Origin of the sequence: Nitrosarchaeum sp. AC2 (assembly GCF_013407385.1) — an archaeon.
GTDB classification, from domain to species: Archaea; Thermoproteota; Nitrososphaeria; order Nitrososphaerales; family Nitrosopumilaceae; genus Nitrosarchaeum; species Nitrosarchaeum koreense.
In genome coordinates, this window is sequence record NZ_CP030847.1 from 101,990 (window position 1) to 124,975 (window position 22,986).

The following is a 22,986-nucleotide window of genomic DNA, read 5'->3' on the forward strand; positions in this document are numbered from 1 at the left end:
TTTCTAGTAACATTTCTTAGATTATATTTAAAATAAAAGATACAGGGGTTATGGAAAAAGATATGCGAGTTGTTGTAACTGGTGCTAGTGGATTTATAGCAAAAAATCTCAGAAAACATCTATCTGATAACGATGTAAAATTAATCTCAATTTCAAGACATGATTTTAAAAAAGTTAAAAATGAAACAAAATTTATTACAAAAAACTATGATGAAAAAGTTATTTTTTCAAAATTAAAAAATTCAGATGCATTAATTCATTTAGTTGGAATTGGAAAACAAACAATTGATAACGATTACAATCAAATTCATATCGAACTCACAAAAAAAATAATTAATTTATGTAAAAAATCAAAAATCAAAAAAATAATTTATTTCAGCGGCTTGGGCGTTTCCAAAAATGCTTCATTAGGGTATTTTATTTCAAAATATAAGGCTGAGAAATTGATCATTGATTCTAAGTTAAATTATACGATATTTCGACCATCTTATATTGTTGGTAAAGATGATTATTTTACAAAATATCTTAAAAAACAAATTAAAACAGGTCAAATTCAAATTCCTGGCTCAGGTAATTATTCACTTCAACCTATCTACATAGACGATGTTACTAAAATTATTTTCAATGCTTTAACCCAAAATAATTTTAGTAAAATGATTCTAGATCTTGTAGGTTCTGAATCGTTCACTTTTCAAAAATACGTTAAAGAATTTTCACGTGGAATCAATACTCAAATTAAAAAAATAAATCTTGAAACTGTTTACCATGAAGCCATTACTAATCCTAATAGTGAATTTGGAATAGATGATCTAAATTTACTAATTGGTGATTTTAATGGAGACTATAAAAAACTAAAAAATATCTCTAAAATTGAATTTTCTTCTATATCAAAACTTCTAAAGACCCGCAGCCTTCTTTAAAACGTCTGCCTTGTCTGTTTTTTCCCAAGTAAATTCAGGCTCATTTCTTCCAAAATGTCCATACGCTGCTGTCTTTCTGTAAATTGGCCTTTTCAAATCTAATTGTGAAATAATTCCAAATGGTTTCATATCAAAATTCTTCCTAACTAATTCTTCAATTTCTTTTTCTGGAATTTTACTGGAACCAAATGTATTAACATATAGTGAAACTGGCTCGGCAACTCCTATGGCATAAGCTAATTGAACTTCACATCTTTCAGCCAAATCTGCAGCTACAATATTTTTGGCAATATATCTACACATGTAACATGCTGACCTATCTACCTTTGAAGGATCTTTCCCAGAAAAAGCTCCACCACCATGTCTTCCAAATCCACCATAACTATCTACAATTATTTTTCGTCCTGTAAGTCCAGAATCTCCATGCGGACCTCCAATTACAAATTTTCCTGTAGGATTAATATGAATTTTAATTTGATCATTCCAAAGATTTCCTAAAACTGGCTTGATTACTTTATCTATAATTTCTTTTGATATCTGTTCTTGTGTTATTTCAGGTGCATGTTGAGTTGAAATAACTATTGTTTCAATTTTTGTTGGTTTGTTATTTTCATATCTAACAGAAACTTGTGATTTACCGTCAGGTCTTACCCAAGGTAAAACTTTGTTTTTTCTAACTTCGGCAAGTTTTTGTGTTAATTTATGTGCAAGTAATATTGGCATTGGCATTAGTTCTTTTGTTTCATTTGTAGCATAGCCAAACATCAATCCTTGATCACCTGCTCCTTGCTCTTTTTCTTTAGTTGCAGTTACACCCTGACTAATATCTGGACTTTGAGAATGAAGTCTTAATGTAACTTGACAAGATTCAGTATCAAACATCAAATCTTTATTATCATATCCTATTTCTCTAATTACTTTTCTAACTAAGGCCTCTTGAGATCTCTTATCAAAATTAGCATTTGAGGTTACTTCTCCTGCAACAGCAACAAAATCTGTGGTGACCATTGTTTCAATTGCTACTCTAGATTCAGGGTCTTGTTTGAGAAATTCATCTAAAAATGCATCTGAAATTTGATCACATATCTTATCAGGATGACCTTCAGTAACTGATTCTGATGTAAATAGAAAATTATTAGTCATAACCCCTAGAGTTCGTTTTCTAGTTTGATAAACAGTACATTATTGCCTCTTACAATTACTCGACCGTAATTTGCAATTACTTTACCGTCGTGGAATTCTTCTGCATCAGTCATGATTAAATTCATGTATGAATCAACATTATCCATTTTTCCTTTGTATTCAACTTCATTTTTCAGTCTTACAGTAACTTTCTTCTTAGTACTTTTTTGAAGAGTTGTTAATGGCCTTTTTGCACTACTAGTTTGTGACACTAATTATTCACTTGTTTTGCTTACGTTGTTTTCTAGAATAAAAGCCTTGCCTCTTTTGTGAATTATGAAATTCTTTAAATTTTTTCATCATTTTTAGATGATTAACCAAATGATCTCTACAGGATTACAAAAATTAGACGATTTTTTATCTGGTGGAATACCTAAGGGTGTAATTACTGACATTTATGGGGGAAGTGGAACTGGTAAAACTCAACTATTATTTCAAATCTGCATTAATGCAATAAAAAATGGAGGTAATGTTCTTTATCAAGATACAACAGGTAGTTTCAGACCTGAACGAATCCTTGAAATTCAGAAACAACAAAATTTGACATTTGATATTCTTGAAAAAATAACAGTTTCAAGAATTACTAATACCTCTGAACAGCTCAAATCCATTGAAGTCATGAATAACTCAAACTTTTCTCTAATTGTAATTGATAATATCACTGATTTGTTTTCATATGAATATCCAAAAGATGATACAATCTTTGAAAAAAATTCTATATTTTTCAAATACATCCATAATCTATCGCTTGTTGCAATCAATAAGAAAATTCCTGTTGTTATTACTAATATGATTAGAAACATAGAAGGTATAGAAATGGAAAATATGAGAACTGCTATTGATCCGCTTACACATATTAAAATAAAACTCACAAAAACATCAAAATTTTATGGAGAGATTAGATGGCTTCTTCATCAGACTCAATTTTCTTATAAGATTCTTCCTGCAGGTCTATCTGATTATCCTGAAGATATTTAACTATCAATCATAAAGTTTAGCAATGGCAGGAATATTTGATTCAATTCCAATAATCACTGTGATATTATTTGTACTTGGTTTAGCTGGCGTAATAGTTTATGAAAGATCCCGATCAAATACAACAAAAGAATCAGCTTCCTGATTCTACAATTGATTCACTGTTTAATTATTTTGGATTTACTACTCTTTCTGAAATTCAGAAAAAAGCATCTCCTATAATTTTACAAAAAAGAGATTGTTTGGTAATTGCACCAACTGGCTCAGGTAAAACAGAATGTTCAGTAATTCCCATTTTTTCTCTAGTAAAAAAATCAAAAAAACTTGGAAAAATTAAAGTTCTTTACATTACTCCACTACGAGCACTTAATCGAGATGTTTTTAGAAGGATAATAAAATACGCTCAGCATTCTAACCTTTCAATTGAAATCCGACATGGTGATACAACTCAAACTGCAAGACGAAAAATCACTGAAAATCCTCCTGATATTCTGATAACAACTCCTGAAACTTTGGTTATTCTTCTTACACAATTAAAGATGCTAGATGCATTATCTGAACTTGAATGGATCATTATTGATGAAGTACATGAACTCCTTGCTAGTGAACGAGGATCTCAACTATCATTAAGTATAGAACGTTTACAACTTAATTCAAAACACTGTCTTACAAAAATTGGATTATCTGCAACAGTTGGTAATTTTGAAGAGGCTGGTAAATTTGTAGTAGGAACTAAACGAAAATGTCAGATTATCAGAGATACCTCTGTTAGAAAATATGATGTTGAAGTGAAATTTGTTAATGGAACAATTTCAGATGTTGCAGATAAAATAATTGAGCATGTTTCAGAACTAAATTTAGATTCTCCTATACTTCTTTTTACTAACACCAGAGGCGAAGCTGAATTTTTAGCTTCCATATTAAAAGAAAAATCATCTATCAACATAGAACTACACCATGGATCATTATCAAAGGAAGTAAGAGAAGATACAGAGATTTCATTAAGAGAAGGAAAACATGGAATTGTGGTTTGTACATCTTCACTTGAATTAGGATTAGATATAGGTTCAATTGAACTAGTCATTCATTACGGTTCTCCTAGACAAGTATCAAAATTAGTCCAAAGAATTGGTCGTAGCAGACATAATAGAGATGCTTCTGCTAAGGGACTAATAATTACAAATAATTCTGATGATGAATTTGAAGCAAGAGCAATACTTGATCGTATCAAAGAAGGTTCTATCGAAGAACAAAAAATTCATGATGGCTCTCTTGATGTGCTTGCACATCATCTTGTTGGAATGACTATGCAATTAGGAGAGATTCCTGTAAATCAAGCATTAAAAATCGTAAACAATGCGTACCCATTTAGAAATTTACAATTAGAAGACTTGTTAGGAGTTTTAGATTTACTTGATTCTAATTATTTGATATTCTTTGATAGAACAAAAATGACATTTTGGAAAAAAGGACGTTCTTTTAAATATTATTTTGAAAATCTATCCACAATTCCTGATATACTTAAATTCAAAGTGTTTGATAGTGTTGGAAAAAAAATCATTGGTACCTTAGATCAAAGATTTGTAGGTGATTTTGGGGATTCTGGAAATATTTTTGTTTTAAAGGGTTTACAATGGAGAATACTTAATGTGGATGAAAAATCATTTTCGGTAAATGTCGAACCCTTTAGAGGAGGAGGTATAACTATTCCATATTGGGAAGGAGAAAACATTCCCATTGATTATAACACTGCAAAAAAAGTTGGGGCATTTCGTAGCAAGGTAAAAAATGGCACATTAAAATTAATCAATAAAACCATTGAGGAGTTAAATTTCAATGAAATTCCAGATGAAAAAAACATTATCATAGAATCTAGTCGTTCACAAGGTTCTATAGTGTTACATTCATGTTTTGGTACTAAAGTCAATTCAACTTTATCTACTTTGCTTTCTTCTATGATATCTTCTATGTCGGGTTCCGTAGTTGATTCACGTTCAGATGGATATAGAATAGTCTTATCTTCTAGATCACGAATTTCTGAAAAACTTTTCACTGAAATCATAAAAGATGATTATGATCTTTATTCGATTATAACTGCATCATTAGCAGGAACTCATAATGTAAACTGGAAGACATGGTGTGTTGCAAAAAAATTTGGAGTAGTTGGAAGAGGGGCAATATATGAAAAAAAATCAGCCCGATTTTTATATGAAAGATACGCAAAGACCTCTCTCGTAAAAGAAGCATTGCGTGAATTATTTCATGACAAATATGATCTTAAAAATACTGATAAAATATTAAAAAAAATCAGAGATAATGAAATTATAATTACATGGTTAGAAATAGATAAATTTTCAAAATTGGCTGAGCCCATTTTAGATCATACATCAAAATATTATTCAGCACCTGCTAATCTTGACAAGGGGATTATCGATCTTGTAAAAGCTAGATTAGCAAAGACAAAGCACCGTCTTATCTGTGCACGATGTGGAAAATGGGAAAGAGTAATGGAAACAAATGAGGTAAAAAATACCTTGATCTGTCCTTATTGTAAAGCTCGACAAATAACTGCAACTTTTTATTCAGATTATGAACTTCCGAAAATAATACAAAAAAAATTTGAAGGAAAAAAACTAACTTTAGATGAAAAACATCGATTTGATCGAGCCTGGAAGGTATCTTCTTTAATAGAAAATTTTGGAAAAATTGCAGTAACTGTAATGTCTGGATATGGAGTAGGGGCTGATACTGCTGCTAGAATATTACGAAATATGATAGATGATGAACACATCTTTAAGCAAATTTATGAGGCAGAAAGACAATATGTTGTAACTCGCGGATTCTGGGATTCTTAATTTTTCTTTGTAATTTTAGAAAATGCAGTAAGAGTTAATTCAATCCGTCCTTCCAAACCCGCTTTAGCATTGACTCCTGTTATTGAAATTATTTCCCCCAGTTCACATTTTTCTATTAGTCTAGCTTGATTTCTCCATCCCTTAACCCAAATTTGACCTGTATCGTCTTCAACAAACATCTCTGATAATAAAACTGATTCTCCAGACTTGGTTTGAATTTCTCTTCTTTCAGGAATTTTTAATACAATTGCTTCAATACAGAAATTTCCGTCTACTTTAACTTCATTAATTTTTGTCCTTAACTGTGACAATGACGGTAGTGACACATCGTTTTCCAATTTTCTTACAAATGAATTATTATCTAATGTAACAGAATTTCCATAAACTTTTGTTGGCATACATTCAATCACATCTCCTTCATTGCAAATACTTGTAGAATTTGAATTATCTATGATGTTGTAAATATTTTTTTTATTATCTACACCCAAAATCATATTCTTTCCATTTTCTGTAGTTACAATTGAAAGAATTCTTATTATTACCGGCTCTGCTTCTTTACCACCTTCAATTTCAATTAAAGTTGAATCATTTCCATGAATCTCTAATCCTTGATTTCCATTTTTCATGTTAATTCCAAGTAATCGTACTTTAGCGCCATGAGAAATCATATTTGGAATATCAGATTCATCTTTTCCCCATAAAACTACTCTAAGTGCAGTTCCATCCTTACCTTTTAGCCTCAATCTCAGCGCTTTTCCAGGCTGACCTCGAGAATTTGTAAATTCCATACTACTTACGATGCCATCAATAGTTCCTGAAATAACAAGATCTTTTTGGCCTTCATGTAACTCACTAATGTCTTTTGTAATTTTATCTATAGTTGGAATGTCACTTTTGTTATCTGTTATTTCAATATTGGATCCTGAACCTATATTGATAGTTGGAGAACCACTAAGATCCGATTTTACATATGCCTTTATAATTTTGATCAAATCACCTGGTTTGATATTTTCAATTCCAGGCAGATTTGCTTTATCATCCCATAATTTCACACTAGCTGTTGAATTCGTATCATACACCGTCATGGTTCTGAGATAAAATGGTGAACCATCTTTGCGAGAAAATTGTTTGGCAGGAGATACGTTAAGAACTCTGGTTTCTAAGGAAATTTCTTTAGCACCTGCATATAGATCCTTTAAACCCATTTCCACTTTTAATGGTCCTGATAATGATATTCCAAAATCAGACGCAATTAAAAATAGAGCACCTTGATCTGTTAGATAGCCTGCACCGATCTTCTCTTTTTTATGTTTAATTTGTTCTTCAATATCTGATCTAGTTAATTCTGGTTTTTGTTCTAGTAATTTATCTATAAGACTATCAAATTCTGACAATTCATTGTTTGTAAATCAGTTGTATTAATAAAAATTTCATTATTGTAAAGTATCATGTATATCAATTCTTGATCGCAAATTCATAAATTGTTTGTTAATTTTAATAATTCATATCTAGATTTTAGTCGTTCCTTCATTAACTAAATTAGTGGGAAGATCGCATTATTTTCATGTCATGTATTGTTGTAGAGCATTTGTCGAAATCATATGGAACGCTAACAGCAGTCGATGATATTGTTTTAGCAGTAAAATCTGGTAAAGTTTTTGGATTTTTGGGTCCAAATGGTGCAGGTAAATCAACTACTATCAAACTTTTAACTACGTTAATTCCGCCGTCAAATGGTTCTCTGACAATTTTAGGAATAAATGCAATTCAAAATCCTTTACAGGTTCGTCATAAAATTGGAGTAGTTTTGCAACAACCTAGCTACGAACCGACATTAACGGTTGAAAAATCTCTTGATAAATATGGTATGATGTGGAATGTTCCAAAAAATGAACGTAAAAAAAGAAGAGAAGAACTCCTAAAAGATTTTGATCTTATTGATATCCGTAAGAAAAGAAACGAGGATCTCTCTATTGGTCAAAGAAGACGAGTTCAGGTAGCTCGTGAATTTATGCACGATATGGAACTTTTATTCCTTGATGAACCAACTGTAGGATTAGATCCTAGTGCTAGAAGAAAATTATTAGATTTTTTAAAAAACAAAGCTAAAACAGGTCTTACAATATTTTATACCACACATATTCTAAGTGAAGCTGAATATCTTTGTGATGAAATAGCTATCATTGATAAAGGAAAAATTCTTACAGTGGATACACCTGAGGCACTAAAAAATAGATTTGGAAATAAAAAAACAATAAAAATTCATTTACTTGAAAAACAAAATAAAATAATAACCTTTCTTGAAGGAGTAGTTGATTGCAAAATTGATTTTGATAATGGAACTAACATAATAATACATTCAGAACAATCTGAATTAGTTTTATTACAAGTTCTACGAATTCTAAATGAAAACAAAATTGAGATAGAAGATCTTTCAGCTGTTCCTACAAATCTAGAAGAGATATTTTTAAAAATGGTGAGTGATAATGCATCCAATAATTAGGCTTGTTAATAGAAACTTAACAATATCAATTAATCCTGGATTTTTGATCTGGCAAGTAATTTTTCCTTTAATTTACATTTTTGTTGCTGGTTATGCTTACACATCATTAATTGATCAAGTTCCTTTTGGTGACAAAAATATCAGCTATCCTACATTTTTGGCAACTGGTATGATTGGATTCAATATTATGAATAGTACTCTTATTTCAGGAATAATAATTTGGAATGATAGAAGACATGGTATGTTTGAGCAAATAATGTCTGGCCCATTTACACGATCTGATTATATTTTAAGTAATATTTGCACTATTGGAATTGTAGGGTTGGTAAGTGCATCATTGATTGCACTTGTTGGGTATCCTGTATTTTTTGAATCAATTGAATTTACTCCAATTACCATTCCGATAATTATCTTTGCTGCAATTGTAGGTTCTGTCTTGTTTGGCTCAATAGCCTCAATAATTTCTACCCGATTACGTTCTAGTGAAGGATTTAATGTTATAATCAATACTGTTTTTCTGTTCTTTGCTTTTGTTAGTACTGCGTTTTATCCTTCTTCTGGTTCACCAGAACCTCTAAGAACCATTTTTTATCTAAATCCTCTTACCTATCTGGTAGATGTTATACGTGGTGGAATTTTTGGTAATATTACAGAATTTGTAATTATTGAAATGGGTGTTTTAGTTGTTTTAGCAACAGTGCTTTTTATTATTGCAACAAAATTACTTACAAAACTAGATTTTTAGATAATATAATTTTAATATGGTAGCCCTGCCCAGACTCGAACTGGGGTTAAGGGCTTCAAAGGCCCCTGTGCTTGACCGCTACACTACAGGACTATCAAAAAAGAGCAACCTGATTCCCCTAATGAACTTTTTATTTACTTGAATTTCTACCTAGAACTAATTCATTATCCCTCTTTGATAATTCGAATTAGTTTTTGAATAGGATCTTCCATACTGTTAGTAATTTTTCTTGCTTTTTCTTTATGATTATTTGGTGAAATTTCAAGAAATTTTTTCATAATTTTGGTAATTTTTTTAGGATTTGTTTCTCTCTTCACAAGATGATTTTTAACTAAATATTTTTCAACAATATTAGGTACTGCATTATATGAAATTGTTGGAACTCCAAGTAAAGCTGATTCTGCAGTCATAGTCCCACCAGAACCTACAAAAATGTTTGTATTATCTAACAAATATTTTCCATCAAATGCCATTTTCAGTATCTTTGCATTTTTACCAAATAATTCTCTTAAACTATTAATTTGTTCAGAATATCTTCCTAGAATAATAATATTCTCACCATCAAATTCTTTTACAATTTCTTTTATTATTGGAATAATTTTCTTTGATTTTGATGAATATGCTGCTTGCTCTTCTTCAACTCTAATCAAAATATTTTTCTTGAGTTTATTTTTAAACAGTGAACGTCTTTTATGATTTATTTTTCTTTTAATTGTTACTGATGCATCAATTGCTTTGTATGGAATAATGTATTTGGAATCTATCCCGTATCTTGAAAATTCTTTTTTAGGAATTATCCAAGGGATCAACAATTTTTGAATTAATGGTAATGTCAACTTCATCACTGCATTAGCATGTGGTGAATCGCAAAATGCAATATGGTTAATTCCCATGCCAAAAGAAACTCTTGCTGCTTCAGGAGAACAAAAACTAATTACCAATTCTGGAGAAAATTTATTTATTAATAAAGTGAGTTTCTTTATTCGGTCAATACTAGCCTCAAGTTTGTCAAATTTTTCGCCTCCACCATGCTTTCCCACATAAATCAGGTCAATTTTTCGAATTTTTGCTAGTTTTGAGACTTCATTATATGATCTAGATGTACACAAAACATTATGCTTTTTCCTCAGTCTTTCAATCATTGGTTCTGAAAACAATAATTGTTTGGGAGTTAGAACATCTATCCAAATTTTCAAGTATATCTCATTATTATGGTTAGTTCAATAAGTTTTTCTTAGTCTAATACTAGCCTTATGTGTAATGGGGGGAGCAAAAGTTGTTGTATATGGACTTAGTACCGAAGGATATGCCATTGCATGTCAAATGGCAATCAAGGGAGCTGATGTATACATTATTGATGAATCAACACCTTCAGCAATTTCATTAAAAGCAGAAATAGCTAAAACTTATCCAAATGTATCTTCTCTAAAAGAAGATGAGCCATTATTAGCTATGGAACCAATCGATATAGCTATTTCAAAAGCTCAATATCTTTTCTTTACCCCTAGAATTAGAAAAACAGGACAAGACATCAAAACTGAAATTCATTCAAAATTTAAAGACGCTACAACATCTTTAAAAAAAATAGTTCTGTAATCTACACACTTCCTGCTGGCTTTGGTGGTAATAATGAAAATATTTCACTACTTGAACATGTAACCGGACTTGAAGTTGGAAAACAAATTTCCTACTTTTATTATCCGTTAGAAGATCTTAATCAACAACCAAAGTTTATTGGTTCTTTCAACGGAAAAGAGGACTCTGTATTGGCAGATCTTTTAACAACTGGAAAAAAAGAAAAAAAGTTTGTAGCTATTTCTTCTTCTGAGCATTTTCATGCAATTAATGTATTATCTAGATTTGCTAGCCTAAGTAGTATCTTAGAGGTTTGTCGATACGTCCAAGATGACATCACAAAAAATGATCTATCTTCAGATGATTTCCAAGAAATCTTCTTAGACAATATGATTAGTGGATTGTTTGATCTCAAATCATTAGGTTCTTCATTTGAGAGTGCCAATACGCTCATGTATCTTATTAATGGAAGCGTAAAGGGCATTGATGGCTATATTAAGAAATTAATCGATGAAATTCGAGCTACACTGAAGAAAAATGATCTAAAAGCTAGTAGAACCAAAATTGCATTATCTTGGACCCTGGATCAACATGAAATGCGGGGAGATAAAATTGAAATGTTACAGAATCTAACTTCTAGATTACGTGATTACATTGGTGACGTTGAAGCATATGAACATCCAAATTCTGATTTATTTCATAGTGACAAAACTACCATTATTGTAGCATGCTCAAAAATAGATTTTGAAAATATAGAAAAAAATAAACAAGATACCAATATTATTGTAATTAAAGCTAATCCCTTATGTGAAATTATTCAATAAGAGTATAAATTAGCTAATAGATCATTATGGTTGAAATGTCAGATGAAAACAATCTTGATGAAGTCCCAGTTAATGTAATTTCTAAGAATAAAATCAATAATTTATCTGAAGATTTAACAGAAACAATTAGTGACAACATTACTGTAGATGAATTACAAAATCTTTTGGAAATTGAAAAACAAAAAGTGAAAGATTATGAGGATAAAATTAAACATGTTTTGGCAGATTATCAAAATCTAAATAAAAAAACACAATCTGATATTGAAAAGGGAGTAAATACAAAAATTGAAGAATTTATGTTGGATTTTTTGAAAATTTATGATGATTTTATAAGAGCAAAGCAAGTATTTTCAGAAAGTAAGATCAATACTAATGGATTAGACTCTATTTTGAAAAATATGGATTCGTTACTCTCAAAATATAATATAACTCCAATTGACGCATTAGGTGAGATATTTGATCCAAATCTTCATGAAGCAATTTCTATAATTGAAGATTCTGAGCTAGATAACAACACAATTGTCAAAGAACTGAGGAAAGGATATATTTCTCATAAGAGAGTTATTAGACCAACACTGGTAGAAATATCAAAAAATAATGGTGAAATTAAATGACTAAAATAATAGGAATAGATTTAGGAACAAGTAATTCGGCTGCTGCCGTAGTAATGGGTGGAAAACCTACTATTATTCCTGCAGCTGAAGGTGCTACTGTAGGTGGTAAGGCATTTCCTTCAATAGTCGCATTTACCAAAACAGGCGAACTTTTGGTAGGTGAACCAGCAAGGAGACAGGCTGTAACAAATCCTGATAGTACAATTGCGGCTGCAAAAAGAAAAATGGGTTCAGATTATATTTTTAAAATTCAAGATAAAAATTACAAACCTCAACAAATTTCTGCATTTATCCTTCAAAAAATAAAAAAAGACGCTGAAGCTTTCATAGGCGAACCCGTCAGCAAAGCTGTAATTACAGTTCCTGCGTATTTTGATGATAATCAACGTCAAGCAACTAAAGATGCCGGAACTATTGCAGGTCTTGATGTTGTAAGAATAATAAATGAACCAACAGCTGCATCGTTGGCATTTGGATTAGATAAAACTAAACAAGATATGAAAATTCTTGTCTTTGATTTTGGTGGTGGAACGTTAGATGTTACAATTATGGAAATGGGTGGTGGTGTATTTGAAGTAATGAGTACATCTGGTGATACTCAGTTAGGTGGAACTGACATGGATAAAGTAGTAATTAATTACATTCTTGATGAATTTAAGAAAAAAGAAGGAATTGATCTATCTAAAGATAGTACTGCAATGGCTAGAGTCAGAGAAGCTGCAGAGAAAGCAAAAATTGAACTTTCAACTATTATGGAAACTGACATTAATCTTCCTTTCATTTCTCATAATCCCTCATCTGGTGCAAAAAATCTTGAACTAAGACTAACAAGAGCAAAACTTGATGATTTAATTCGCCCAATTATTCAACGATGTAAACCTTCTATAGAAAAAGCACTTGAAGATGCTAAAATATCAAAAACAGATGTTAGCAAAATTGTGATGGTTGGGGGACCTACAAGAATTCCACTAGTGAAAAAATTTGTTGGTGAAGTTCTTGGTAAAGAACCTGAATCTGGTATAGATCCAATGGAAGCAGTGGCTATGGGTGCAGCAATTCAGGCTGGAATCATTGCTGGAGATGTAACTAGTGATATTGTATTGCTTGATGTTACACCATTAACATTAGGAATTGAAACTTTGGGTGGAGTAAGAGAGCCATTAATTGAAAGAAATACAACCATACCTACATCAAAAAGTAAAGTGTTCACTACTGCAGCAGATAATCAGACAGCAGTAACAATTCATGTGGTCCAAGGGGAAAGACCTATGGCAACTGATAATGTTTCATTAGGAAGTTTTAATCTTACAGATTTACCACCTGCTCCTAGAGGAATTCCTCAAATTGAGGTAAAATTTGACATTGATGCAAATGGAATAATTAATGTAACTGCAAAAGATCTTGGAACCAAAAAAGAAGCTAAAATTACCATCTCGTCTAACTCAAAATTATCACCTGAAGAAATTGAAAAATTAAAACAAGATGCAGAAAAATTCTCTGATGAAGATAAAAAGAAAAAGGAGAAAATAGATCTAAGAAATGAAGCTGAAAGTTTCATCTATACAGTTGAAAAACTTGTAAATCATGATCTTAAAGACAAAATTTCACAAGAACAAGGAATCAAAGTCACTGATGCTGTAAAAGAAGTAAAAGAATCTCTTGATAAGGAAATTGAGATTCTTAAACCAAAACTTGATACTTTAAAAACACTAGTAAATGAAATAACAACTGAACTTTACAAAAATTCTGCTCAACCAAATACAGATCAGCAAAATGCTGGAACTGATGGCCAGCAAGATCAAGGTACTGCTCAGCAAAATACCGAATCATCTTCTGATGAAAACAAAAACTAACAAATTCCACCGTTTATACAATTACAATTAAAGGATGATTTATGGCTGCAAAACGTGATTATTATGAGGTTTTAGGAGTTTCAAAATCATCTGCTTCCGATGAAATTAAAGCACAATATAGAAAATTAGCATTAAAATTTCATCCTGATCGTAATAAATCTGAAGAAGCTGGTGAACACTTTAAAGAAATTTCAGAGGCATATGCTGTCTTATCCGATCCTGAAAAAAGAAAGGTTTACGATCAACATGGTCACGCTGGTGTAGATGGAAGATATAGTAACGAAGATATTTTTCAAGGTGCAGGTGGCGACTTTAGTGATTTATTTGGAAGAAGCGGTGGGTTTGATTCCATTTTCGAATCAATCTTTGGTAGAACAGGAGGAACTAGCTATAGGCAACAAAGAGGTTCAGATATTCTATATCAAACTACCATTACTCTTGAAGATGTTCTTCATGGAAAAAAAATGGAGATTGATTTACAAAAAGAAATACAATGTGAAATATGTAATGGGTCGGGATGTAAACCTGGGACAAACAAGAATACATGCTCTACATGTAATGGCCAAGGTCAGGTACGTCAAAGCAGAAGCATGGGATTTGCATCATTTGTAACAGTAGTACCTTGTTCAACATGTAGAGGACAAGGTTCAATCATCCAAACTCCTTGTAGCGAATGTAAAGGAAACGGTAAGAAAAAAGGTAGCAAAAAAATATCATTTGATATTCCTCCTGGTGTAGATAGCGGTGATTATACTGTTCCAGAAGAAGGCAACGAAATGCCAGAGGGAATAAACGGAGATCTAATTGTTAGAATTAGAGTACAAGCTCACCAAAAATTCAAGAGAGATGATATGGATATTTTTTATGATCAAGATGTATCTATGGTTGATGCCGCTTTAGGGCGTGAAATTACAGTTCCAACTTTGGATGGAACTGAAAAAATTAAAGTGGAATCAGGCAGTCAACCAAATACGATCATAAAATTAAAAGGCAAGGGTTTGCCACGCATGAATTCAAAAAATAGAGGTGATCAATATGTGCGAATTGTTGTTAATATTCCCAAAAAACTCAATAAGCATCAAAAAAATCTTTTAGATGAATTCCAAAAAGCAGATCAATAGGTAATAAAATTGAAAATAGCTTTAGATGTAGATGGTGTTCTAGCAGATGTAATTAAATCATGGTTAATTTACAGTAATAAAATCAGAGATAATATTTCTAAAGATGAAATAACAAATTGGGATTTTTGGAAAAAATTCAAAATTAATAGGTATGATTTTTATGAAGAATTATCTACCTGTTGGAAAAACTGGAATGCAATTCCTCCAACAGAAGAAAATCTGTCCGTAATTACAGAAAATCTTTCAAACATTGGACAAGTTGATATTGTTACAGCAAGAGAACTTTCAACTGATTCTTTTGTAAAAGATTGGCTAAAGCATCATGATATAACTTACCAAAATTATGTCTCTGTAATTGATGGTCCAATGAAAGCAGATTTAGATTATGATGTTTTTATTGATGATTCCCCACTAAATGCAATTAAATTTTTAGAACGGAAAAAGAATGTTTTATTATACTCACAACCATGGAATCAACATATTTCTGATCCAAAGGTTCAAAGAATTTTTACATTATCTGAAGCTGTTGAAAAATTGAAATTATAATCTGGCATCTTTGACTAATTTTCTTATTCTAACTTGATGACCACTTCGTATGTGACTTATATGATGAGTGTTTGCTATTTCTTTAATTTTATCATCACTATAGAATTTTATGTTATAACGTCCTAGAATCTTTTTACAATTACTACAATAAATCTCTCTAAATTCCATTTTCTATGTTTGTTAATTCGAAGTATTTTAACTAAAACAGTATAATAAAGAAACTTATTCAGGATTTCAAAAATTCAGATTGCGGGAGTCGCCCAGCCTGGCCAAAGGCGTAAGGTTCAGATCCTTATCTTCTAGGAGTTCGTGGGTTCAAATCCCACTTCCCGCATAGAATTAGATGCTTTCTAATTTTTTCTTGATATTTTTTAAAAGAAGATTGTTTATCATTTCGCCTGATGCTTTACCTCTTAATTCCTTCATAGCAATTCCCATAAGTGGTCCAACAGCTCGTTCTTTTTGATTTTTAATAATTTCTTGATTTGTTTCAACTATTTCTACAATGATCTTTTCCAAATCTGATTCATTTACCGCCTCAATTGAAGTATTTTTAATTGCTTCTTCAGTAGTTTTGGCTTTTCCAGCCATAATATTTTCAAAAATCATTTCAATTGATTCTTTGGCAATTTTTCCAATATCTAATAATTCAAATGTTTTTACAATGTCATCATTTTGTAATAAATTAGCATTTAGTCCATTTCTTTCTAAATTAGTAATTGTGGAACAAAGTATTGATGCTACAAACATAGTATTAATTTTGGTCTTTTCAACAATTTTTTCAAATAATTCAATATATCGTGAATCAAAAATCTGTTCTGCTAGTTGTTCATTAATTTCATATCTTGTTTGTAAGTCTTTGATAGATTCATCCCATGATTTTGGTATGTTTTTTCTTGCATCTTCTAATTCTTTTTTTGAAATTAAGATTGGTGGAATATCTGTTTCAGGATACATTCTTGCTGCACCAGGTCTGGGTCTTAGAAATTTTGTTTCACCTGTCTGAGTAGCTAATCGTGTGTCATTTGGTATGCCTTTATTTTTTATATGTTCGATTCGTAAAATTATTTGATCTATGATGATATCCATCATTTCAAACGGGATAGCTAAAACTAAAAATGCATCATTATCATTAATTTTTAGAAATTCTTTCAAATTCTCTATGTCTTTTTCTTCAATACCGTAATTTGGTAACTCGTCTGAATGAAAAACTCCACCTAAACCAAAAAACCTCACTAATTCTGCTACTTCTTTTCCTAATCGTATTCCTTCATAAGGTGAATATCCAAACATACCTCTCATATTTTTAAAGATTATTGTAACGATCTCCTGATTTTTCTTTATAGCATTTTGAATAATTTTTGATTCACATTTTTTAAACTGCTCCGTGACTAATTTTCTGTCCTCGTTATTATGACTCCATTCTATCTCTTGTAATTTTTTTGAAATTTTTAGTAATCCATGTTGTCTTTTAGCCTCATATTCTACTACTTTTTCTAATTGTTCTAATTGCTGAACACCTTTTACCTCAATTACAACTCCCCCATCTTTAATTGAAACATTGACATCTTGTCTAATGGAACCTAATCCTCTTTTTACCTTCTTAGTACTCCTCAAAATTCTTCCTAACCCCAAAGCAATTGATTTGATTTGTTGGGGTTCTACTTCAAATGGTTCAGTAGCAATTTCAATTAATGGTATTCCTAAACGTTCTAATCCAAATTTTCTTGTAGAGCCTTCATCGCCCAAATTTTTTGCAGCATCTTCTTCTAGACATATGGATTGAATTCCAATATTTTTTCCGTCAACCTCAAAATTACCACCTTGTGAAATTAACATAGTACGTTGGAATCCGGTTGTATTAGATCCATCAACAACTGTTTTTCTCATAGGATAAATTTCACTAAAAATATTTGATTTTAATGTAGAAGCAATAATTAATGTAATTTTCTTTGCATCATCATCTAATTCATGTGGCGGTTCTTCATCTTGTTCTACAAGACAACTACTTGCTGGATTAGCGTAATACATTATGGTTTTTGATTTAGATTTTTCAAATAATACTGCAGGATCATATTCACCTAATTCGCTTTTTGATGCTCGTAACTTCCTCAGAAATTTTATAAAATATTCATCTGATTCTAATGGCATACAATTGCAAAACAACTTCTTATTAGTTGCTAGTTGCTGATGAATTTCAAGTCCTACTTTTACTCCAATCTCATTTATGGAAAATTCTGACACTACTATAACCTCTAATCTAATAACTCCGATGCAATATTTTCAAGCATAATCTTCTTTATTTTATTTCTGTCTTGAAAATTTCCTAATGCCCACATTGTTTTTACTAGAGCTACCTCGGGAATCATATTTTCTAGTGGAATTATGCCTAAATCAAGTAAATCTCGACCACTTTCATACACTGTCATTCTCACTCTACCATCAATACATTGAGAAGTCATGCCTAAGAATATGCCTTTTTCATTTGCTTTTTTTACATTATCATACATTATTTTTCCGATATGTCCTAAACCAGTACCCTCAAAAATTATTCCATCATAATTCATTTCAATAATTTTTTCCAGGAGACTAGGATCATATCCTGGGTGATATTTGATTAGAGCTACTTTTGTATTGATCTTAATTCTTGGTTGAAATTCTTTTACTTTGAAAAAATCATTTCTTGCATTTCTTTGAATTTGATCATCTACAACAATAAATGCTGGATCATCTCCAATAGTTTGAAATGCGCCTCTTTTGCTAGTGTGGTTTTTTCTAACTCTTGTTCCAAAATGACACGCAATTGTTTCATCATTTTCATCTTGATGCATTACAATATAGACACCATTTGTTTTACAACCTATCAAAAATTTTACCGCACCAATCAAATTTAGAGCTGCATCTGAAGAAGCACGATCAGAGGATCTTTGTGAACCTACAAGTGCAATTGGAATAGGAAATCCCACAAGTGCAAATGAAAGAAATGATGATGTATAATGCATTGTATCTGTTCCATGCGCGATAATTATACCTGAATAATCTGAAGATGAATGCTCTTTTAATTTCTCAGCAATTTTTAACCAGTGTTCTGGCATTATGTTTTCTGAATATTCTGAAAATAATACTTCTGCATCCATATTTGCAATTTTAGAAAGTTCTGGAACTGATGAATTAAGTTCCTCAGCACTTAAAACCGGAGTTACTGCACCTGTTCTATAATCTACCTTACTTGCAATTGTTCCTCCCGTTGATAATAATAGAATTTTTGGCAAGCTTGGATTTTTTTCAACACTTTCTACTTTTTCAATATTTTTTTTAGAACTAGATGTTATCTCGATTTTTTTGATCTTTTCTATTTCTAATCCAATGTTATATCCACTTTTTAATTTGAGAACAAGATGTGAATCGTCACTGTGTTCATATCTTGGCATAATTATTCCCAAATATGTCAAATCTGCTAAAATCTTGACTGAATCTCCAACACTAATCTTATTAATTTTCAAAAACTCTAGTGATTTACCAGCGTATCCCCTAAATTCTGACATTTACGAGAGTTGGTATTGCCTATTTAATAAAAACTACCTGTAATAGGAAGCAACTAGTTTTTCGCCTATCTTGAGGTTCTTTTGTTCTCTTACTTTCTTTACTGCTGCTTCAAAATGTTTCATAGTAACTTTGGCATCTCCAGAACTCTTCTCTATATCTTTGACATCTGGATGTGCATCTAAAAATTCATGAATTACAAGTGATACTGCAGTATTTGCAATCGCAGCAGTATCTGCACCGCTTAAACCGTCTGTCAACTCTGCAATTTTATCAATATCTACACGTTGTGGATCATTTGGATTATCATTAATTGGTATTTTTTCAGCATTAATTTTCAAGATCATCTTTCTGCTTTCTTTATCTGGCAATGGTATCTGAATGATCTTATCAAATCTACCTGGTCTTAGTAATGCTGGATCGATCATGTCTGGTCTGTTAGTAGCTGCTAAAACAACTACTCCATGCATGTTTTCCATACCGTCTAATTCTGTAAGTAATTGACTAACCACTCTTTCAGTAACAGCTGTTTCGCCTCCTGCACCTCTAATTGGTGCAATCGAATCAATTTCATCAAAGAATACAACACATGGTGAAGCTTGTCTTGCTCTTCTGAAAATTTCTCTTATTCCGCGTTCAGATTCTCCAACCCATTTTGATAATAATTCAGGACCTCTAACTGAAACAAAGTTTGCTTCACTCTGAGTTGCAACTGCTTTAGCTAATAGTGTCTTACCAGTGCCGCTTGGACCATGTAGCAAAATACCTCTTGGCATTTTATGTCCTAATTTGTCATATAGGCCTGGATATTTCATTGGCCATTCTACTGCTTCTTGAAGTTCACGTTTTACATCTTCCAAACCACCGACTTCTTCCCATTTAACATCTGGATTTTCTATGAAAACTTCCCTCATTCCAGATGGAGTAACTTCAATCAATGCTTTCTGGAAATCCTCATTATTTACAATCAATTTATCCAAAGTCTCTGGAGGAAGTTTTTCTTCTTCCATGTTAAGCTCAGGTAGTAATCTTCTCAAGCATTTCATTGCAGCCTCTTTACAAAGATATTCTAAATCTGCACCAACATATCCGTGACTGACACTGGATATTTTCTCAACATTGACATCATCTGATAATGGCATGTTTCTGCTATGAATTGCAAGAATGTCCTTTCTTCCTTTTTTATCTGGAACTTTAATCTCAATTTCTCTATCGAATCTACCTGGTCTTCTAAGTGCTGGATCTATTGCATTTGGTCTGTTTGTAGCTGCAATTACGATAACCTTTCCTCGAGCTTCCAACCCATCCATTAATGATAACATTTGTGATACTACTCTTCTTTCTACTTCGCCAGTTACCTCTTCTCTTTTAGGTGCAATAGAATCAATTTCATCTACAAATATTATTGATGGTGCTTTTTCTCTGGCTTCTTTGAAAATCTCTCTTAGTCGAGCTTCACTTTCACCATAAAACTTGCTCATAATTTCTGGACCGGAAATACTAATGAAATGAGCTTGACTTTCATTTGCAACTGCTTTTGCAAGTAAGGTTTTACCTGTTCCAGGTGGACCGTATAATAACACGCCTTTTGGGGCTTCAATTCCTAATTTCTCAAAAATTTCTGGATGTCTTAATGGTAGTTCTATCATCTCTCTTACTTTCTTTATTTCATCAGTTAAACCTCCAATGTCCTCATACGTTACTTGAGGAACTCCTCGTAATGTTTCACCCTTTTCTGCAATATGGAAAACAGTTTTCTGAGTAACCAAAACTGCATCTGCAGCTGGTGTTACTCCAATTACTTGAAATGTTAAACGTCCTCCAAAATATGGAACCATTACATTATCTCCCTTAATCAAAGGAACGCTTTCAAGAGCATCAGCAAGGTAACGTTCATCAATTGGAGGTATTGCTTCAAGTGGTGCAACTACAACTTTTTCAGCAGCGACTGCTTTGATTTTTCTTACAGTAATGGTATCGCCTATGGCAATTCCTGAATTATTACGACCCAATCCATCAATTCTGATAATTCCTTTTCCTTCATCTGATGGGTAAAGTGGAAGACATTTTGCAACGGTTCTTCTCTTACCTTTAATCTCAATAACATCGCCAGTAGATGCGTTTAGTGTATCCATAGAATCATAATCAATTCTTGCTACGCCACGACCTACGTCTCGTGTATATGCTTCTAGAACTTTAAGAGAAAGTGCATTCTGGCTCATATTACAAACTCTGTTGTCTAATTTTTATATCTTTGTGGTAATTTCAGCAAAATACACGGGTAAAATCACAAGCTTAAAATCCTTAATGAATGGGAATCGATCTACTTGGGTAAGAGACCATTAGTAAGAAGACGTGGCCGTGGAGGATTTCAATTTAGATCTACTTCTACTGGTAAAGTAGGTAGTAAAGCAAAATATCCTCGATTTTCGTTATCTGAGCAACATGAAGGATTAGTAATTGATCTAGTGCATGAGCGTGGTAGAGAAGCACCACTAGCTAAAATACGATTTGAAGATGGTTCAGTCTCGTTTATGCCTGCAGTTCTTGGTACTAAAGTGGGCGAAACTTTCCAATTTGGATTAAAATCAAAAATCGAAAAAGGAAATGTAATCAGTGTTCAAAATATTCCTGATGGAACTATTGTTTGTAATGTCGAAAAACATTTTGGTGATGGCGGTGCTATAGTAAAGTCAGCAGGAACAAACGCAACTATTTTCTCTCACGGTGAAGAGGGAGTTACAATAAAACTCCCATCTGGAAAATTCACTACACTAAATCCAAAGAACAGGGCAATGATTGGAACTTTGGCAGGTGGTGGAGCTGGTGAACGATTCTTTATGAGTGCAGGTAACAAATGGCGTAGTTTTAGAGCTAAAGGAAAGAAATTCCCTATAGTAAGAGGTGTAGCACAAGCAGCTTATGTACACCCACACGGTGGTGGAAGACACCAACACGTTGGACAAAGTTCTACTGTTTCTCGAGATGCTCCACCTGGAGCTAAAGTAGGTAGCATTGCTGCAAGAAAAACTGGTAGAGCTAGAATTAAAGAAAGAAAGTAATAATCTGATTTTTCTTCCCTAAAATTGATTAATACCTGATTGAAAATATTTTTTGTATGTCAAAGCAAAGAATCAGAATTTTTGTAAAAGGTAAAGTGCAAGGTGTATTTTTTAGGCAAGCGTTAAAAGTAATGGCTAAAAAAAATGATGTTTTTGGTTGGGTAAAAAATCTCAAAGATGGTCGAGTTGAAGCTGTACTTGAAGGAGATGAAGAAAAAGTAAATAGGCTAATTGAATGGTCTCATGGAGGACCGGCAAATGCACGAGTCGAAGATGTTGAAATCCGAAACGAGAAATTTACTGGAGAATTTTCAAAATTTGATGTATTGTACTAGTTAATTGTTTCAAAAGCATTTTTTATGATTTCTTTGAGTTCTGTTATTTCTTGCCCTGTTTTGATTTGTAGAATTTGTGGAATCTCTTTTCTGCTTTTTTGAATTTTAATTATAATGCCTTCTCTTTCTGGCTCTACATCTACAAACCATCTAAATGTCATGGATTTTCCAAAAACAACTCTATGCATTCTGATGTCCTCGACCACGTTTTCTCCTAATGAAAGACAGAATTCTCTTACAGAATCAAATAGTGGTAGTACTGAACTTGGAATTTGTTTTTTAAAATCATTATAATCTCTTTTTGTTCCAAAAGAAATTATTCCATCCATGATG

At 32.0% G+C, this 22,986-nt stretch carries 21 protein-coding genes and 2 tRNA genes; 14 read left to right on the forward strand and 9 right to left on the reverse strand.

All coding sequences use genetic code 11. The features are described from left to right. Window positions 1-50: 50 nt before the first annotated feature. The gene (locus tag DSQ20_RS00500; protein ID WP_179365628.1) at window positions 51-920 is read left to right on the forward strand and encodes an NAD-dependent epimerase/dehydratase family protein; all 870 of its coding nucleotides are present in this window, start codon (window positions 51-53) and stop codon (window positions 918-920) included. Here DSQ20_RS00500 and metK read toward each other — a convergent pair. Further along, window positions 897-2,063 carry a methionine adenosyltransferase gene (metK, locus tag DSQ20_RS00505; RefSeq protein ID WP_179365629.1) on the reverse strand — a complete coding sequence of 389 codons (1,167 nt, stop codon included), beginning with the start codon at window positions 2,061-2,063 and terminating at the stop codon, window positions 897-899. The genes DSQ20_RS00500 and metK overlap by 24 nt on opposite strands. A 5-nt stretch (window positions 2,064-2,068) precedes the next feature. Next, complete coding sequence (locus DSQ20_RS00510) at window positions 2,069-2,314, reverse strand: U6 snRNA-associated Sm-like protein LSm6 (RefSeq protein ID WP_007549380.1); 246 nt, start codon at window positions 2,312-2,314, stop codon at window positions 2,069-2,071. Window positions 2,315-2,423: 109 nt separating this feature from the next. Between DSQ20_RS00510 and DSQ20_RS00515 the strand changes: the two genes are divergently transcribed. Both DSQ20_RS00515 and DSQ20_RS00520 read left to right on the forward strand, forming a co-directional pair. Then, window positions 2,424-3,080 carry an ATPase domain-containing protein gene (locus DSQ20_RS00515; RefSeq protein WP_179365630.1) on the forward strand — a complete coding sequence of 219 codons (657 nt, stop codon included), beginning with the start codon at window positions 2,424-2,426 and terminating at the stop codon, window positions 3,078-3,080. 98 nt (window positions 3,081-3,178) lie between these two features. After that, window positions 3,179-5,932, forward strand: a complete 2,754-nt coding sequence (locus tag DSQ20_RS00520; protein WP_179365631.1) for a DEAD/DEAH box helicase — start codon at window positions 3,179-3,181, stop codon at window positions 5,930-5,932. Here the strand turns inward: DSQ20_RS00520 and DSQ20_RS00525 are convergent. Then, the gene (locus DSQ20_RS00525; RefSeq protein ID WP_179365632.1) at window positions 5,929-7,326 is read right to left on the reverse strand and encodes a single-stranded DNA-binding protein; all 1,398 of its coding nucleotides are present in this window, start codon (window positions 7,324-7,326) and stop codon (window positions 5,929-5,931) included. The genes DSQ20_RS00520 and DSQ20_RS00525 overlap by 4 nt on opposite strands. A gap of 170 nt (window positions 7,327-7,496) precedes the next feature. Between DSQ20_RS00525 and DSQ20_RS00530 the strand changes: the two genes are divergently transcribed. Both DSQ20_RS00530 and DSQ20_RS00535 read left to right on the forward strand, forming a co-directional pair. After that, window positions 7,497-8,435 carry an ABC transporter ATP-binding protein gene (locus DSQ20_RS00530; protein ID WP_179365633.1) on the forward strand — a complete coding sequence of 313 codons (939 nt, stop codon included), beginning with the start codon at window positions 7,497-7,499 and terminating at the stop codon, window positions 8,433-8,435. After that, the gene (locus DSQ20_RS00535; protein WP_179365634.1) at window positions 8,419-9,180 is read left to right on the forward strand and encodes an ABC transporter permease; all 762 of its coding nucleotides are present in this window, start codon (window positions 8,419-8,421) and stop codon (window positions 9,178-9,180) included. The genes DSQ20_RS00530 and DSQ20_RS00535 overlap by 17 nt, the downstream gene beginning before the upstream one ends. 17 nt (window positions 9,181-9,197) lie before the next feature. Here DSQ20_RS00535 and DSQ20_RS00540 read toward each other — a convergent pair. Together DSQ20_RS00540 and DSQ20_RS00545 are read right to left on the reverse strand one after the other, a co-directional pair. Further along, window positions 9,198-9,273: transfer RNA gene (locus DSQ20_RS00540), tRNA-Gln, on the reverse strand. 71 nt (window positions 9,274-9,344) lie between these two features. Next, window positions 9,345-10,376 carry a DUF354 domain-containing protein gene (locus DSQ20_RS00545; protein ID WP_179365635.1) on the reverse strand — a complete coding sequence of 344 codons (1,032 nt, stop codon included), beginning with the start codon at window positions 10,374-10,376 and terminating at the stop codon, window positions 9,345-9,347. A gap of 64 nt (window positions 10,377-10,440) precedes the next feature. On the opposite strand from DSQ20_RS00545, the gene DSQ20_RS10480 reads away from it, so the two are divergent. From DSQ20_RS10480 to DSQ20_RS00575, 7 genes are all read left to right on the forward strand, one after another. After that, window positions 10,441-10,776 carry a hypothetical protein gene (locus DSQ20_RS10480; protein WP_255458274.1) on the forward strand — a complete coding sequence of 112 codons (336 nt, stop codon included), beginning with the start codon at window positions 10,441-10,443 and terminating at the stop codon, window positions 10,774-10,776. Window positions 10,777-10,946: 170 nt separating this feature from the next. Next, window positions 10,947-11,579 carry a hypothetical protein gene (locus DSQ20_RS10485; RefSeq protein ID WP_255458275.1) on the forward strand — a complete coding sequence of 211 codons (633 nt, stop codon included), beginning with the start codon at window positions 10,947-10,949 and terminating at the stop codon, window positions 11,577-11,579. 26 nt (window positions 11,580-11,605) lie between these two features. Then, window positions 11,606-12,193 (forward strand): nucleotide exchange factor GrpE, encoded by a 588-nt coding sequence (locus DSQ20_RS00555; RefSeq protein WP_370464189.1) that lies wholly within the window; start codon window positions 11,606-11,608, stop codon window positions 12,191-12,193. Further along, the gene (gene dnaK / locus DSQ20_RS00560) at window positions 12,190-14,046 is read left to right on the forward strand and encodes a molecular chaperone DnaK (RefSeq protein ID WP_179365637.1); all 1,857 of its coding nucleotides are present in this window, start codon (window positions 12,190-12,192) and stop codon (window positions 14,044-14,046) included. Before DSQ20_RS00555 ends, dnaK begins: the two co-directional genes overlap by 4 nt. Before the next feature lie 41 nt (window positions 14,047-14,087). Continuing rightward, the gene (gene dnaJ / locus DSQ20_RS00565; RefSeq protein WP_179365638.1) at window positions 14,088-15,167 is read left to right on the forward strand and encodes a molecular chaperone DnaJ; all 1,080 of its coding nucleotides are present in this window, start codon (window positions 14,088-14,090) and stop codon (window positions 15,165-15,167) included. Window positions 15,168-15,176: 9 nt separating this feature from the next. Continuing rightward, window positions 15,177-15,713 (forward strand): hypothetical protein, encoded by a 537-nt coding sequence (locus DSQ20_RS00570; RefSeq protein WP_179365639.1) that lies wholly within the window; start codon window positions 15,177-15,179, stop codon window positions 15,711-15,713. A gap of 249 nt (window positions 15,714-15,962) precedes the next feature. Further along, a tRNA-Leu gene (locus tag DSQ20_RS00575) sits at window positions 15,963-16,047 on the forward strand. Window positions 16,048-16,052: 5 nt separating this feature from the next. Here DSQ20_RS00575 and gatE read toward each other — a convergent pair. The 3 genes from gatE to DSQ20_RS00590 are packed head-to-tail and all read right to left on the reverse strand — an operon-like array spanning window position 16,053 to window position 21,478. After that, window positions 16,053-17,957 (reverse strand): Glu-tRNA(Gln) amidotransferase subunit GatE, encoded by a 1,905-nt coding sequence (gene gatE, locus DSQ20_RS00580; protein WP_179365640.1) that lies wholly within the window; start codon window positions 17,955-17,957, stop codon window positions 16,053-16,055. 11 nt (window positions 17,958-17,968) lie between these two features. Further along, the gene (gene gatD, locus DSQ20_RS00585) at window positions 17,969-19,258 is read right to left on the reverse strand and encodes a Glu-tRNA(Gln) amidotransferase subunit GatD (RefSeq protein ID WP_179365641.1); all 1,290 of its coding nucleotides are present in this window, start codon (window positions 19,256-19,258) and stop codon (window positions 17,969-17,971) included. A gap of 33 nt (window positions 19,259-19,291) precedes the next feature. Beyond that, the gene (locus tag DSQ20_RS00590; protein WP_179365642.1) at window positions 19,292-21,478 is read right to left on the reverse strand and encodes a CDC48 family AAA ATPase; all 2,187 of its coding nucleotides are present in this window, start codon (window positions 21,476-21,478) and stop codon (window positions 19,292-19,294) included. Between the two features lie 105 nt (window positions 21,479-21,583). Here DSQ20_RS00590 and DSQ20_RS00595 point away from each other — a divergent pair, with 105 nt between their 5' ends. Then, window positions 21,584-22,318, forward strand: a complete 735-nt coding sequence (locus DSQ20_RS00595) for a 50S ribosomal protein L2 (RefSeq protein ID WP_179365643.1) — start codon at window positions 21,584-21,586, stop codon at window positions 22,316-22,318. Window positions 22,319-22,374: 56 nt separating this feature from the next. Beyond that, on the forward strand, window positions 22,375-22,653 hold the full coding sequence (locus DSQ20_RS00600) for an acylphosphatase (RefSeq protein WP_007549405.1): 279 nt from the start codon (window positions 22,375-22,377) through the stop codon (window positions 22,651-22,653). Here DSQ20_RS00600 and DSQ20_RS00605 read toward each other — a convergent pair. After that, complete coding sequence (locus DSQ20_RS00605) at window positions 22,650-22,982, reverse strand: DUF5655 domain-containing protein (protein WP_179365644.1); 333 nt, start codon at window positions 22,980-22,982, stop codon at window positions 22,650-22,652. The two genes, DSQ20_RS00600 and DSQ20_RS00605, sit on opposite strands and share 4 nt — an antisense overlap. Window positions 22,983-22,986: the final 4 nt, after the last annotated feature.

Coding starts and splice junctions, on each gene's coding strand:
- DSQ20_RS00535 (WP_179365634.1), top strand. CDS start 8,419: ATGCATCCAATAATTAGGCTTGTTAATAGAAACTTAACAATATCAATT.
- DSQ20_RS00515 (WP_179365630.1), top strand. CDS start 2,424: ATGATCTCTACAGGATTACAAAAATTAGACGATTTTTTATCTGGTGGA.
- DSQ20_RS00520 (WP_179365631.1), top strand. CDS start 3,179: ATGAAAGATCCCGATCAAATACAACAAAAGAATCAGCTTCCTGATTCT.
- DSQ20_RS10480 (WP_255458274.1), top strand. CDS start 10,441: ATGGGGGGAGCAAAAGTTGTTGTATATGGACTTAGTACCGAAGGATAT.
- DSQ20_RS00555 (WP_370464189.1), top strand. CDS start 11,606: ATGGTTGAAATGTCAGATGAAAACAATCTTGATGAAGTCCCAGTTAAT.
- DSQ20_RS00590 (WP_179365642.1), bottom strand. CDS start 21,478: ATGAGCCAGAATGCACTTTCTCTTAAAGTTCTAGAAGCATATACACGA.
- dnaK (WP_179365637.1), top strand. CDS start 12,190: ATGACTAAAATAATAGGAATAGATTTAGGAACAAGTAATTCGGCTGCT.
- DSQ20_RS00530 (WP_179365633.1), top strand. CDS start 7,497: ATGTCATGTATTGTTGTAGAGCATTTGTCGAAATCATATGGAACGCTA.
- DSQ20_RS00600 (WP_007549405.1), top strand. CDS start 22,375: ATGTCAAAGCAAAGAATCAGAATTTTTGTAAAAGGTAAAGTGCAAGGT.
- dnaJ (WP_179365638.1), top strand. CDS start 14,088: ATGGCTGCAAAACGTGATTATTATGAGGTTTTAGGAGTTTCAAAATCA.
- DSQ20_RS00605 (WP_179365644.1), bottom strand. CDS start 22,982: ATGGATGGAATAATTTCTTTTGGAACAAAAAGAGATTATAATGATTTT.
- metK (WP_179365629.1), bottom strand. CDS start 2,063: ATGACTAATAATTTTCTATTTACATCAGAATCAGTTACTGAAGGTCAT.
- DSQ20_RS00500 (WP_179365628.1), top strand. CDS start 51: ATGGAAAAAGATATGCGAGTTGTTGTAACTGGTGCTAGTGGATTTATA.
- gatD (WP_179365641.1), bottom strand. CDS start 19,258: ATGTCAGAATTTAGGGGATACGCTGGTAAATCACTAGAGTTTTTGAAA.